Origin of the sequence: Burkholderia latens, from assembly GCF_902499045.1 — a bacterium.
GTDB classification, from domain to species: Bacteria; Pseudomonadota; Gammaproteobacteria; order Burkholderiales; family Burkholderiaceae; genus Burkholderia; species Burkholderia latens.
Genome location: NZ_CABVPL010000032.1, coordinates 26503 through 40083, shown reverse-complemented (window position 1 = coordinate 40083; position 13581 = coordinate 26503). Strand labels below are relative to the sequence as shown.

The 13581-nt window shown below is 65.4% G+C and carries 15 protein-coding genes; 8 read left to right on the top strand and 7 right to left on the bottom strand.

Features of this window, described 5'->3' with window-relative positions; translation table 11 throughout:
• Positions 1 to 114 precede the first annotated feature (114 nt).
• Entirely contained in the window at positions 115 to 2244 is a 2130-nt protein-coding gene (locus BSE24067_RS20645; protein ID WP_151063832.1) for a TonB-dependent receptor, read from the top strand.
• A 117-nt stretch (positions 2245 to 2361) separates the two neighbouring features.
• Here BSE24067_RS20645 and BSE24067_RS20640 read toward each other — a convergent pair whose 3' ends face one another.
• Entirely contained in the window at positions 2362 to 3309 is a 948-nt protein-coding gene (locus BSE24067_RS20640) for a LysR family transcriptional regulator (RefSeq protein ID WP_151063833.1), read from the bottom strand.
• 226 nt (positions 3310 to 3535) lie between these two features.
• On the opposite strand from BSE24067_RS20640, the gene BSE24067_RS20635 reads away from it, so the two are divergent.
• Positions 3536 to 4564, top strand: a complete 1029-nt coding sequence (locus BSE24067_RS20635) for a DUF1338 domain-containing protein (protein WP_151063834.1) — start codon at positions 3536 to 3538, stop codon at positions 4562 to 4564.
• A gap of 230 nt (positions 4565 to 4794) precedes the next feature.
• On the opposite strand, the gene BSE24067_RS20630 is transcribed toward BSE24067_RS20635, so the two are convergent.
• From BSE24067_RS20630 to BSE24067_RS20620, 3 genes are all read right to left on the bottom strand, one after another.
• On the bottom strand, positions 4795 to 4992 hold the full coding sequence (locus BSE24067_RS20630) for a CsbD family protein (RefSeq protein WP_151063835.1): 198 nt from the start codon (positions 4990 to 4992) through the stop codon (positions 4795 to 4797).
• 53 nt (positions 4993 to 5045) lie between these two features.
• Positions 5046 to 5405 carry a BON domain-containing protein gene (locus tag BSE24067_RS20625; RefSeq protein ID WP_151063836.1) on the bottom strand — a complete coding sequence of 120 codons (360 nt, stop codon included), beginning with the start codon at positions 5403 to 5405 and terminating at the stop codon, positions 5046 to 5048.
• Positions 5406 to 5476: 71 nt separating this feature from the next.
• The gene (locus BSE24067_RS20620; protein WP_167357956.1) at positions 5477 to 5641 is read right to left on the bottom strand and encodes a hypothetical protein; all 165 of its coding nucleotides are present in this window, start codon (positions 5639 to 5641) and stop codon (positions 5477 to 5479) included.
• 151 nt (positions 5642 to 5792) lie between these two features.
• Between BSE24067_RS20620 and BSE24067_RS20615 the strand changes: the two genes are divergently transcribed.
• The 6 genes from BSE24067_RS20615 (at position 5793) to BSE24067_RS20590 (ending at position 11549) form a co-directional block, all read left to right on the top strand.
• A complete protein-coding gene (locus tag BSE24067_RS20615) occupies positions 5793 to 5984 on the top strand; it encodes a hypothetical protein (protein WP_151063837.1) in 192 nt (63 codons plus the stop codon).
• 10 nt (positions 5985 to 5994) lie between these two features.
• Positions 5995 to 7530 (top strand): helix-turn-helix transcriptional regulator, encoded by a 1536-nt coding sequence (locus BSE24067_RS20610; RefSeq protein WP_151063838.1) that lies wholly within the window; start codon positions 5995 to 5997, stop codon positions 7528 to 7530.
• Positions 7531 to 7686: 156 nt separating this feature from the next.
• The gene (locus BSE24067_RS20605) at positions 7687 to 7896 is read left to right on the top strand and encodes a CsbD family protein (protein ID WP_151063839.1); all 210 of its coding nucleotides are present in this window, start codon (positions 7687 to 7689) and stop codon (positions 7894 to 7896) included.
• Between the two features lie 388 nt (positions 7897 to 8284).
• Positions 8285 to 9436 (top strand): branched-chain amino acid ABC transporter substrate-binding protein, encoded by a 1152-nt coding sequence (locus BSE24067_RS20600; protein WP_151063840.1) that lies wholly within the window; start codon positions 8285 to 8287, stop codon positions 9434 to 9436.
• A 208-nt stretch (positions 9437 to 9644) separates the two neighbouring features.
• A complete protein-coding gene (locus BSE24067_RS20595; RefSeq protein ID WP_151063841.1) occupies positions 9645 to 10817 on the top strand; it encodes an NAD(P)/FAD-dependent oxidoreductase in 1173 nt (390 codons plus the stop codon).
• A 330-nt stretch (positions 10818 to 11147) separates the two neighbouring features.
• Complete coding sequence (locus tag BSE24067_RS20590) at positions 11148 to 11549, top strand: hypothetical protein (protein WP_151063842.1); 402 nt, start codon at positions 11148 to 11150, stop codon at positions 11547 to 11549.
• Between the two features lie 182 nt (positions 11550 to 11731).
• Here BSE24067_RS20590 and BSE24067_RS20585 read toward each other — a convergent pair whose 3' ends face one another.
• The 3 genes from BSE24067_RS20585 to BSE24067_RS20575 form a co-directional block, all read right to left on the bottom strand.
• A complete protein-coding gene (locus BSE24067_RS20585) occupies positions 11732 to 12154 on the bottom strand; it encodes a VOC family protein (protein ID WP_151063843.1) in 423 nt (140 codons plus the stop codon).
• Between the two features lie 226 nt (positions 12155 to 12380).
• Positions 12381 to 12953 carry a PAS and helix-turn-helix domain-containing protein gene (locus BSE24067_RS20580; protein ID WP_151063844.1) on the bottom strand — a complete coding sequence of 191 codons (573 nt, stop codon included), beginning with the start codon at positions 12951 to 12953 and terminating at the stop codon, positions 12381 to 12383.
• A gap of 91 nt (positions 12954 to 13044) precedes the next feature.
• Positions 13045 to 13569, bottom strand: a complete 525-nt coding sequence (locus BSE24067_RS20575; RefSeq protein ID WP_151063845.1) for a DUF5943 domain-containing protein — start codon at positions 13567 to 13569, stop codon at positions 13045 to 13047.
• Positions 13570 to 13581 lie beyond the last annotated feature (12 nt).

Genomic DNA, 13581 nt, shown 5'->3' with positions numbered 1-13581 from the left:
CGGTGCGCGGTTCGTCGTGTGCGGAAAGGCGTCCGCTCGCCGATTCGCCCGATGATTCGCGCGTCGGCCGGGCGCGTTGCCGCTTACCGTTTTCCTTCTGCCTTCACTTCAACGATGAAACTCAACAAGAGCGCGTGCCACGTCCTTCTGATTGCGTCGTCGCTTGCCGGTACACGCGCGGCTTGCGCGCAGGCAAGCGATACCGCGGCGACCTTGCCCGCGATTTCCGTCAACGCATCGGCGGAGCGTGCGTCGTACGACGGCGGCCATTCGCGCGCGGCGACCAAGACCGACATGTCGCTGATGGACGTGCCGCAGACGGTGAACGTCGTCCCGCACGCGGTGATCGAGGACCAGAACGCGACGTCGCTGCAGGACGCGCTGCGCAACGTGCCGGGCATCGGCTTCTCGGTGGGCGACGGCCAGCGCGACCAGATCACGATTCGCGGCTTCAACAGCATCACCGATCAGTACGTCGACGGCATTCGCGACGACGCGCTCTACTATCGCGACCTGTCGAACGTCGAGCGCGTCGAAGTGCTGAAAGGGCCGGCGGCCGTGCTGTACGGGCGCGGCTCGGCGGGCGGGATCGTGAACCGCGTGCTGAAGCGGCCGGAGGCGAATCCGGTGAACGACGTCGGCGTGACGCTCGGCACGCGCGGCGAGCGGCGCGGCGAATTCGACCTGGGCTGGAACGCGAACGACGCAGCGCGTTTTCGCATCACCGGCGCGGCCGAGAATTCGAACAGCTTCCGCGACCAGTTCCAGTTGAACCGCCAGGCGATCGCGCCGTCCGCGCAGTTCAAGCTCGACAGCGACACCGTGCTGAACGTCGAATTCGACTACCTGCACGACCGCCGTACGTCCGACCAAGGGCTGCCCGCGTATCGCGGCCGGCCGGTCGACGTGCCGATCAACACGTATTACGGGTCGGCCGACGGCGTGAACAGTTCGTACAACGACATCTCGGCGAAAAGCGCGACGGTGTCGCTCGATCACCGCTTCAACGATTCGCTGTCGTTCCACGGCGCGATCCGCGCGTACGATTTCTCGCTCGAGCGGAAGAACTACGTGACGTACGAGCCGATCAAGACCGCTGCGCATCCGGTCGTCACGCTCGATCAGTCGACGCGCCAGCGCGCCGATCACGGCATCGACGGGCTGTTCGAACTCACGCAGAAGACGTCGCTGTTCGGCATGCGCCACGAGCTGCTGTACGGGCTCGAGCTGTCGCAGCAGCAGAAGTTCGACACGGTCTACAACGTGACGAAGGTCGCGACCTACGATCTCTTCAATCCGCAGCCGGTCGTCCTGCCCGGCGTGCCGATCGGCGCGCGCGCGAAGACGAACGCGTCGACCGTCGTCGGCCTCGCGGGCGTCTACGCGCAAGACCTGATCTCGCTGACCGAACACTGGAAGGTGCTCGCCGGCCTGCGCTTCGACTACCTGAACCAGATTCGCCACGACTACACGTCGTCGAACGTCAATCTGGATCGCACCGATCATGCGTGGAGCCCGCGTGTCGGCCTGATGTACGAACCGCTCGACTGGCTGACGCTGTACGGTTCGTTCAGCCAGTCGTTCTCGCCGCTGGCCGACACGCTGATCAGTTCCGGCGCGTTCGCGAACGGCGCCGCGCTCGCGCCGCAAAAGACGACCGCATACGAAATCGGTTCGCGCTTCGACATCGGCGGCAAGGCGACGGCCAGCGTCGCGTTGTTCGACATGCGGCAGACGAACCAGCAGATCGGCGACCCGGCGAATCCCGGCTATGCGCTGCCGATCGGCACGCAGCACGTGCGCGGGGCGGAACTCGGCTTCACCGGGCAGATCGCGCCGAAATGGTCGGTGTATGCGGGTTACGCGTACCTGAACGGCACGGTCGACGGCTCGCCTCAGTCGACGGCGGCCGGCCTCGCGCTGTCGAGCAACACGCCCGGGCTGATGCCGCGGCACAGCGCGAGCCTGTGGCTCAAGCGCGAGCTGCCGTATGGTTTCTACGCGGCGGCGGGCATGCAGTTCCAGTCGGCGCGCTACACGTCGGCCAGCGATCTGGTCACGCTGCCGTCGTTCACGGTGTTCAATCTCGGCGCCGGCTATCGCAGCAAGAAGGTCGACGTGACGCTCACGCTCGACAACCTGTTCAACCGCAAGTACTTCATTTCCGCGCACGGCAATGCCGATCTGTACAACATGCCCGGCGATCCGCGCACGCTGACCGCCACGGTGAAGTGGCATATGTGACGCGCGCGGTGCGGGTCTTCTTCACGATGACCCGCGCCTGAGTGCCGGCGATCCGTCACGCGGCGGCGCGGCACGCATGCGGGGCGGCCGCGCCATGACGGCGGCGCCACGGCGCCGCTACTCGACGTCCTCGTCGTCTTCGTCATCGGCGTCGTGTGCGTCCTGCCCCGGCGCCGCATACGCGCTCGCCTGTTCCAGCAACCACGCGCGAAACAGCTCCAGCGGCTTGCTGTGGCTGAATTCCGTCGGATACACGAGGTAGTACGCGGAATCGCCGACGGTTGCCGCGTCGCACGGCACGACGAGGCCGAGCTGCTGCAACTGTTCCTCGACGAAGAATTTCGGCACGAGCGCGATGCCGAGGCCGGCCGCGGCCGCGCTGATCAGCATCGTGTGCAGCTCGTAGCGCACGCCCTGCATCGTGCGGATGTCGTCGACGCCGTGCGCGTCGAACCATTGCGCCCATGCGCCCGGGCGCGTGGTCGAGTGCAGCAGCGGATACGCGAGCAGGTCTTCCACGCGCTCGACGGGCCCGTTCAGCAGCGCGGGCGAGCAGATCGGCACGACTTCCTCGCCGAACAGATAGTCGGACGACGTGCCGGGCCAGGTCGGCTTGCCGTAGTGGATCGCGGCCTCGAAGTGCGTGTCCTCGAACGAGAACAGGTCGGTGCGGCTACCCATGTTCACGCGCACGTCCGGCGTGCGGTCGTAGAAGCTCTTGATGCGCGGGATCAGCCAATGCGACGCGAACGTCGGCAGCACCGCAAGCTCCAGATAGCCGCCGCCGCTGCCGTGCGCGATGATCGACAGCGTGTCGCGGTCGAGCGCCTCCAGCGCGCGCCGCACCTGCGTGCCGTACAGCTTGCCGGCGCGCGTCAGCACGACGCGCTGCTTCACGCGCGCGAACAGCCGCACGCCGAGGCTCGCCTCCAGCGTCGCGATCTGCCGCGACACCGCGCTTTCGGTCAGGAACAGCTCCTTCGCCGCGTGCGTGAAGCTCTCGTGGCGCGCCGCGGCTTCGAAGGCCACGAGCGCACCCATGTTGGGGATCTTGAATTTGCGCATATGCTCGTATCGTCTGACGAACGCGCCCGCGCGAAGCGGGCGGCGGGCGGGTGCGGGGACGTGAATAATTCCAAAAACTCATCACGTGTCAATTTAATCTCGCTTTACGCGCCGCTGCAACCCTTTGAATAATGCATCCCACGCAAGGCCACGCGCCCCGCACGGCGGGCCGGCCACCGAGTTGCCGGCAGGTTTTTCCGGCAGTCCCCCGAACACGAGAATCCTGATGCGCAATCCGAATATCGAGAGCTTGCTGACCAAGCTGCTGGGACAGGCGAAGACCGACGCCCTGTTCGCGACCCTGAACATGCCGGCCATCCTCGACGAATGGGAAGCCGACGTCGTCACGCGCGCGGAAATCGCGCAGGCGATGAACATGGCGCTGTTCGAAGGGCTGCTCGAGCGTTCGGCGAACGGCCGCGCGTACACGGCCGAGACCGTCGCGAACGGCGGGTCGGTGTACTTCGACCATGGCGCGCTGCGCACGGTGCGCTGGCCGCACACGGGCGCGCTGCCGCCGGGCGAAGCCGCGTTCACGCGGATCCTGCGTCCGCTCGGCTTTCGCCTGAACGGCCGCTATCCGCTCGACAAGCTCGGGATGACCGGCCGCGCATACGCGCACGAGGACGCGCCGGACGAGATCGCGCAGTTCTTCGTCAGCGAGCTGCATCCGGAGCGCTTCTCGAAGGAATTCCAGCAGGCGGTGACGAACGTCGTCGGCTCGTCGCGCGATCCGCTGTCGCCGGCGGCCGTCGCGCTGTTGTGGGAGATCGAGCGCGAAGGCTGGCTGCCGCTCGACGCCGCGCATGCGCTGCTGCCGGAAATCGTCGGCGCGTTCGCGCGCCAGCACGATGTGCCGAACGAGCTCGACTACGACACGCTGCTGCTCGAATCGGCCGAGATGGCGTGGATCGCGACCGAAGGCAACGCGTTCAATCATGCGACCGATCGCGTGGCCGACGTGTTCAAGCTGTCCGACGACGAGAAGGCGAAGGGCCGGCCGATGAAGCCGGAAGTCGAGCGCTCGCGTTCGGGCCGCGTGTTCCAGACCGCGTACCGCGCGGACATTGTCGAGCGGGAGTTCCGTACGCGCGACGGCGGCATGGTGAAGCGCAACGTGCCGGGCTCGTTCTACGAATTCATCACGCGGCGCCGTACGTTCGACCAGGCGGCGCGCCGCTGGGTCACGGACCTGCGTTTCGACGCGGGCAACGCGCAGGGCATCTTCAAGATGACGGCGAACGCGGCGAAGTAACGCGCGGCGCACGCGGGAAAAGAAACGGGCCGATGGCTGAAGCAGCCATTGGCCCGTTTGCGCTGAATCGGCGGCGCGATCGTCAGAATACGTGCATGATCAGATAGATCAACACCAGCACGCCGATCGGTACGCCGAGTATCCATGCGAGCAGATATTTGCCCATGTCGTTGTCCTCCACGTGGCCCGCGACGCGGGATGCGTCGCGGCGGGGTGAGACGACCGGCGCATCACAGCTCGCGATCGAAGTCCTTCAACTGGCGCTCGGCTTCGTCACGGGCGATCCCGTAACGTTCCTGGATCCTGCCGACCAGATAGTCGCGGTTGCCTTCGGCGACTGCGAGGTCGTCGTCGGTGAGCTTGCCCCACTTGGCCTTCAGCTTGCCGGTCAACTGCTTCCATTGACCCTTGATCTTGTCCTCGTTCATGGTGTGCTCCTGGAGTTCGGGGAGAAAAGCGCGGCGCTCGGCCGCGTGACGGCTCAGGCCTTCGCCTTCAGGCCGGACGAGTCGACGTGCTTCACGCCCTTGATCGAACGCGTCACGGCGACGGCCTTTTTCACGGCGACCTTCGACGGCAGCACGCCCGTCAGCGTGACGACGCCGTCCACGGTCTTCACTTCGATGTCGGTGCTTTTCACGCCTTTGGTCGTCGCGAGTTCGCTCTTCACCTTGGTCGTGATCCACGTGTCGGTCACGGGTTGGTCCGATTTGCTCGACATCGTGCTGTCGCTCGACGACGCCGATTGGGTCTGCGCCTGTACGTTCGTCAGCGGTGCGGCGGCGAGCAGGAAAGCCGCGCTCGCGGCGAGCAGCGTCGAAAGGTGCGAGGTCTTGTTCATTGATGTTCTCCTTCGATGGCTTGGTGAATGGATGAATCGGTGAACGCGAAGCACGCCGCGTTCCCGCCAAGTCAACGCGCGATCGGCGTGTCGTAGCCGGGCTCGCGCGGCGGCATGTCCGGGCGCGGCACGTCGGGCGGCAGCGGCACCGGCGGATCGGTGCCCGGCGAAGGTTCGGGCGGATTGTCCGGGGCCGGCTCGGGCCGCGTCGGATCGGGTGTCTGATGCAGTTTCATCAGGTGATCCTCCTCTGCGGTATGGATGGGCAGCGCATGAGCGCCGATGCAGTACCAGCGTACCGGGATGAATGCACGCGGACATCGCGCAAATTCACCGGATGAACTAGTGCGTTTGCACGGGGACGGAACGACGCGGCGGGAACGGCAGATGCGACGCGACGTGCGTGACGCGCGCGATAGCGGCGCGGGGCGCGCCGTGCGCGGCTTGGCGGGGTACCGCACGCAGGCGGCGCTGCACGCGAATGTACTATTGCGCATAGTGCATCCGCGCGTCGCCGCCATCGCCGCGGCGCGCATCCGCGCGGATGCGATCGGACCGGCAACCATGCAGACGACGTGACCCATCATCAATGGACGAACGAGTAAACGAACAGGTGCTGAAGTCGCATACCGACCGGCGCCAGCTGCACCAGATCATCGCGGGGCTCACGGAGGGCGTGATCCTGATCGAACCCGACCAGCGCATCGTGTGGGCGAACGAGGCTGCGCTCGCGATGCACGGCGTCACCGAGCTCGACGCGCTCGGCGCGGACGTCACCGAATATCGCGAGCGCTTCCGGCTGCGCTACCGGAACAACCATCCGGTGCGCGACGGCCACTATCCGATGGACCGCGTGATCGCCGGCGAGGAGTTCAGCGACGTGACGGTCGAAGTCGAATCGGCCGCCGACGAGAACGTGAGCTGGGTTCACCGGATCCGCAGCCTCGTGCTGACGAACGCGGCCGGCGAGCCCGACTGCCTCGCTCTCGTGCTGCACGACGCGACGGAATGGGCGAGCGCCGAGGACCGCTTCGAGCGCACGTTCAACGCGAACCCGGCGCCGGCCGTGATCTGCCGGCTCGACGACCTGCGTTACGTGAAAGTCAATCAAGGCTTCCTCGACATGACCGGCCACGCGCGCGACGACGTGCTCGGCCGCTCCGTCTACGAGATCGACGTGCTCGAACAGGCGGAGCGGCGCGAACTCGCGATCGAGCGGCTCGGCGACGGCGCGACGATCCCGCAGATGGAAGCCGTGCTCAAGCGCGCGGACGGCAGCCCGAACGCAGTCGTCGTTGCCGGGCAGCCGATCGACATGAACGGCGAGGCGTGCATGCTGTTCACCTTCACCGATCTCGAGCCGCGCAAGCAGGCCGAGCTCGCGCTGCGGCAGAGCGAGGAACGCTTCGCGAAGGCGTTCCGGATGGCGCCGGTCGCGACCATGATCGTCACGGCCGACGGGTTCGCGCTGCTCGACGTGAACGATGCGTTCGTCGGAATGACCGGCCATCCGCGCGACGAACTGCTCGGGAAGTCGGCGGACGAGATCGGCCTGTGGGCCGAGCGCGGCGCGCGGCAGCAGATCGACGGCCAGCTCGCGCGCGACGGCAACGTGCGCAACGCCGACGTGCAGATCCGCACGCGTGACGGCGACGTGCGCGATTGCGTCGTGTCGGCGGAGCCGGTCGCGATCCACGGGCAGGATTGCCTGCTGATCGCGCTGCTCGACATCAGCGATCGCAAGCGCACGGAGATGGAGCTCGTCTATGCGATCGAGACCGCGATGCAGGACGCGTCATGGTTCAGCCGCACGCTGATCGAAAAACTGGCGAACGTGCGCCGCGCGAATGCACCGGACGCGGGCGCGCAGCTGTCGGACCTCACTGCGCGCGAGCGCGACGTGTTCGACCTGCTGTGTCATGGCCTCGCCGACAAGGAGATCGCCGGCCGGCTCGGGCTCGCGCCGAATACCGTGCGCAATCACGTCGCGACGATCTACGCGAAGCTCGACGTGCACAGCCGCGGCGAGGCGATCGTGTGGGCGCGCGAGCGCGGGGTCGTCGGCGCGGCCGAGCCGAACGGCGCACGTGGCGACAAAAGTACCGAGAAAAACGCCGGCGACTGACGCCGCGATATGGCGCGCTTGGGGCGAATGCACCATCCCGGCTGGTGCATCCGCATCTGCCGCGCGCGGCGCGCGGCTGCGATCCTGTCCGCTCGGCGGTGCGGCGCACGCTGCCGTGCCGGCGGCTCTCTCCCCAACTCATCGCAGGAGACGACCATGGACAGGAATCGCATCGAAGGCAAGCTCAAACAAGTGAAAGGTTCGGTCAAGGAAGCGCTCGGCAAGGTGACGGGCGACCGCGCGGCGGAAGCGGAAGGCCTCGCCGAACAGCAGGCCGGCAAGCTGCAGGAGAAGGCCGGCGAGGCGGCGGACGCGGTGCGCCACCATACGGGCACCGACACGCACATCGGGCGTGACCGTCATTGACCGAACCGGGCGATGCGCGCCGCTTCGCGTCGCGCTGCGTGATGCCGTTACGCCGCCTGATACCGCGATGATTCTGCATCGGCATCACCCCGCGCGGCCTTGCTGCAACGGCTTCCGCGCGCATCACGCATGAGGTTTTCCGTTCCGGCCCGCCGCCGCGCGGGCCGCGCGCCGTCAAGCGCATCGCGCACTTGATGACAATTCCGCACAACGTAGTTCCGATATTTCGTTTGCTGCACGCGTATTGGCTACCCACAATCGGCTCACCTCTTTCGCGCTGACAGGTTCCCCGGAGACGGAACCGCGGTCCTCGACACCGGCACGCGGGAGGCCGCCGGCGCGCGATGGTCGCGCGTCGCATCTCGACCCACAGAAGAAGGATTAGCCGATGACGTTCCGCATTCGTTCGCTTTCGGGCATGGCGCTGACCGCCGCGATCTTCGCGCTCCAGACCGGCGCGGCCGACGCGCAGGAGACGGTCGTGAAGGTCGGCGTGGCCGTGCCGCTCACCGGCGGCGGCGCCGCGTACGGCAAGGACATCGAGAACGGCGTGCGAATGGCCGTCGATGAAGCGAACGCCGCGCACACGACGATCGGCGGCAAGCCGGTGAAATTCGTCGTCGCGTCGCAGGACGACCAGAGCGATCCGCGCATCGGCGTGCAGGCCGCGCAGCAGCTGGCCGACGCGCAGGTCGCCGTCGTGATCGGCCACTTCAATTCCGGCACGACGCTGCCCGCATCGAAGATCTACGCGAAGGCCGGCATTCCGATGATCACGCCGTCGGCGACCAATCCCGACATCACGCGCGCGGGGCTCGGCACCGTCTATCGCGTGATCGCCACCGACGCGCAGAACGCCGGCAACGCGGGCGCGTATGCGGCGAGCGTGACCAAGGCCAAGCGCATCGCGATCATCGACGACCGCACCGCGTTCGGCCAGGGCGAAGCCGACGAATTCGAGAAGGCCGCGAAGGCGAGCGGCGGCACGATCGTCGCGCGCGAATTCACGAACGACAAGGCCGTCGACTTCAGCGCGCAACTCACGAAGATCAAGAGTGCGAATGCCGACCTGGTGTTCTTCGGCGGCCTCGATGCGCAGTCGGCGATGCTCGTCAAGCGCATGCGCCAGCTCGGCATCCGCGCGCAGTTCCTGGCCGGCGGCGGCGTGATGAACGCGAACTTCATCAAGCTCGCCGGCGGCGCCGCGGAAGGCGCGGCCGTGTGGGAATACGGACAGCCGCTCGCGCGTCTCGCGAAGGGCAAGCAGTTCGAGACGAAATTCAGGCAGAAGTACGGCGTCGACATGCTCGCGTATGCGCCGTTCGCGTACGACGCGACGTGGATCGCGATCAACGCGATGCAGAAGGCGAACTCGACGAAGCCGGCCGATTTCAACGGCGCGCTGAAGAGCACGCGCTACGACGGCATCACGGGCACGATCGCGTTCACGAACACGGGCGACCTGAAGAACCCGAGCTCGACGCTGTATGAAGTGAAGAACGCCGCGTGGCAGCCCGTCACCACGCAAACGGCGGACTGAACACCTGAAATAGCCGACGCGCGCGGACTTTCGCGGCGATGCCGGACATGCTGAAATAGCCGAATCGATCGAACGCGTTCGCGGCGCATGTCGGGACGATCCGCCGGGCGGTCGCGGTGTGCCGCGCACGGCGCGAGCGCGATGCGGCACGAACAACCTTCGGGCGCGGCGGGCTGGCCGCGTCTTTTACGTGCAACTGGAGTCAGTCGTGAGTTCTCAAGTCGTCATCGTCGGCGGTGGTGTGATCGGCAGCTCGATCGCCTATTTCCTGCGCGCCACCGATCCGACGGTTTCCGTGACCGTCATCGAGCGCGATTCCACCTATGCGAGGTCGTCATCGGCGCTGTCGGCCGCGTCGATTCGCCAGCAGTTCTCGACGCCGCTGTCGATCCAGATGTCGCTGTTCGGTATCGAGTTCCTGCGCAATATCGGTGAGCGGCTCGAGGTCGACGGCACGCGGCCGTCGATCGATCTGCATGAAGGCGGTTACCTGTTCCTCGCGACGCCCGCCGGCGATGCGACGCTGCGCGAGAACCATGCGCTGCAGACGAAGCTCGGTGCCGATATCCGGTTGATGGATCGCGATGCGCTGCGCGCGAAGTTTCCGTGGCTGAACGTCGACGATCTCGTGTCGGGCGCGTATGGCGCGAGCGGTGAAGGGTGGTTCGACGGGTACGGGCTCGTGCAGGCGCTGCGCAAGAAGGCGCAGGCGCTCGGCGCGCGCTATGTGCCGGCCGACGTGACCGGCGTTGCGCGCGATGGCCGCAAGGTTACGCACGTGGTGACGAGCGACGGCGAGCGCTACGCGTGCGACACGCTCGTCAATGCGGCCGGCGCGTGGACGCGCACGCTGTCGTCAATGATGGGCATCGACATTCCGGTGTATGCGCGGCGCCGCAGCATCTTCAACGTGTCGTCGCCGGCGAAGCTGACCGATTGTCCGCTGCTGATCGATCCGACCGGCGTGTATTTCCGGCCGGAAGGGCGCACGTATATCTGCGGGACGTCGCCGAGCCCGGACCGCGATCCCGACGATCTGCCGCTCGACGAAGTCGATCATGACCTGTTCGATGAGGTGATCTGGCCGACGCTCGCGAATCGCGTGCCGGAATTCGAGGCGCTGCGGGTGGAGAACTGCTGGTCCGGATACTACGAGTACAACGTGTTCGATCACAACGCGATCATCGGATATCACCCGGAGCTCGACAACGTCGTGTTCGCGAACGGGTATAGCGGCCATGGGCTGCAGCAAGGGCCCGCGACCGGGCGTGGGGTGAGTGAGCTGATTCTGGGCGGGCGGTATGAATCGCTCGACCTGTCGTCGCTCGGCTGGGAGCGTGTGCTGGAAAACCGGCCGATCGTCGAAAAGAACGTCGTGTAGCGCGGCGTGACCGCCCGGTGTGGGGTGGGCGGGATTCTCCTTGTGTTCTCAATGTGGTTGGCCCGGCTTTGCCGGGCCTTTTTTCTTTTGTCGGGCGGTCGAGGGGGCCGCTGATGCAGCGGAATTGGGACAACGGAGGTATCGGTCCCGGTCGGCACTGCGGCCGTTCAGTCGTGGAGTAGTATTGCCCAATGTCCGGGTTATGGCTTGGCCGCTACGGTGCAACGTCGGCTCCATCCGCAAGCGAGGCCAGTTCGTCAGATGATCTGGAAGGCGATTCGAAGATCCATGCGGCGCCTGCCGTGACGACGGCATTGACGGGAATGCATCATGCCAACCGAGTGGAAGCAGCGCGTCAGACTATTCGTCCAGCGTTTCTGGCAGCCGACCAGCGCGTGCATGACGTGCATGCCGGGCAGTTGGGGAAACATCCTCAGCGTCGCCCACTGGACCATTGCATTTCAGACGGGGCTGTTTACCGGGCTCCTGGCTGTACTGCTGACTTTCACGCCCGCGGCGAAGTTCTACGCGCATCGATATGGCAATGCGCTGATCGTCGGTGTCCTGACAACGGTGGGCGGCGCGTACTCACACACGAGTCACTACCGTATCCCGTATGTCGAGCACATCGTGACGGGCGTGATTTCTGGTCTCTTGGCGCTCGCGGCCTCGTATCTGCTCGAAGACCGCGCGCGACGCATCCGCGCGATATGGGCTCGGGTTTTCGGATAGCTTGTCCGCTGCTGTTTGAGCCCAGTCGGCCGAACGGAAAGAGGTTCCCGGTAAGAAGGCTACGCTTCGTGATCAGCAGGCTGCCATTGGAACCCGCGCTCGTTACATACTTCGGCGGCAGGAGATGGCCAGGAGCCGTCCTCCATACTTCGCAGGCGGATGACCGCTTTGTGGTTGCTGGGCTATCGCTCGCTTGCCCTGGCATCGTCGGCGGCCATGAGTTCTAGAAGATTGCCGTCGATATCGCGAAAGAACACTGATTGACTTGGCCGTTTGTCTGCGGTCATCCGAGCAACTGGACCTTCAAGGATGTCGACGCTTTTTTCTTTGAGCACGCCGAGCATGTCGCTCACCGAGCCATTCCAGCGGAGGCATATGTCGGCTGCCCCTACCGTTGGAAGCCCGGCGACCAGTTCGATCCCGTTGCCCTTTTGATGAACGCTCAGGACCGCGCCGCCAATTGCAAGTTGGCGCACGAGCACCTGGCCGTCTATGACATGCTCGGCGACGACTTCTGTCCCGAAGAGGTCATCGTAAAATGCACAGCTTGCCGCGAGGTCAGCTACGGTGATAGCGACATGATCAATTGCAAGGATTCGGGACATACGAACCTCCAAAAAAGGGTCATCGTATGCGTGGATAGTGAGCTGTGAATCAGGAGGCTGGCATTTGGGCCATCGCGATTCCAAATTGGAAAAGTTGCCGCTCGGTATCGGGTTGCGACTGACCGAAGTGGGTCCGCAAGCGACGTCCGCAGAAATGTGCGCCCCACCTTTCCGTTGTCGCGCGGACGCACGACGTGTTGTCGAAATCCGCGCTCCTCAGCGCCCCTCACGCCAGCAAACACGCAATCAGATCATGCGTCGTGCGCACCTCGTACTTGCGCAACAAGCTCGCGCGATGAATATCGACGGTCCGCGGGCTGATGCTCAGCTCCTTGCCGATTTCCTTGCTCGTGAGGCCATGCACGAGCAGCGCCGCGACGTCGCGCTCGCGATCCGTCAGCGTACTCGTGACATCGGGATGCTTCACGTTCTCCGACAGATCGGTGAACGTCCAGATCGCCAGCTCGAACGGCCGCTTCGGGTTGTATCCGAAACCGCAGACGGTGACCCAGAAGTGACTGCCGTCAACGCGCCGCATGATGCGGTCGTCGCTGAACCCCGCATGTTTCGCGAGCAACGGCGCGAGGCGCCTGCCCGTCGTCGCAAAGTCCTTCTGCTGCGGATAGAGCTTCGCGAACGACTGATCGATGATGTCGTCGCGCGTCGCCCTGAACAGTTGCAACGCCTTCTCGTTGCAGTCGATCATGATCCGCTCCCTCGCCACGATCGCCGCGACAGGCAAGTGCCTGAAGAGATCTTCGTAGTCGAGGGCGGGCATCGTGTCGGTCATGTTCGGCATCGTGTCGACGGGTCCGAACCGTGTCCGGACCAACGCTATCGGGCGGGTTGGCTCCTGTTCGATTGTAGCGGCAGCGCGGGCGAGCGGCTCGTCATCCGACGTGAAAGACGCAGCAGTCGTGCCCTTCGCCCGCACACTGGACTTCCGCCGAGCGCGCGCGCGGGCCCTTGATCGCCGTGTCGGGCGCGGTGTCGTTGACCCAGTCCATCGCGCCGGCGAACCAGCCTGCGAACATGTAGCAGAGCTTGCCGTGCTTGTCGGGTTGGGCCAGCACGAACGACGAATGATGCAGATGAATGCGCGCATGCGACTTCGACGGATCGGCTTCGGCGATGCTGAACACTCCCCAGCCGCGTTCCGACAATCGCTTCAGATAGTGCGCGAATACCGCCATGCCGCTGAGGCCGTGCTGCGTCGCCTCCTTGTCGCACCAGTGATAGGCCGACTTGTGGCCGGCCTGATAAAGAATCTCCGCGTACGCTTCGCGGCCGAGCGCTTCTTCGACGGCCACATGATTGTTCGTGAAGAAGTGCCGCGGCACGTACAGCATCGGCAGTGCGTCGGTGGTCCAGACACCGGTGTCCGGATCGACGTCGATCGGCAATTGTGGCTGCATCGTGGTTGCGTA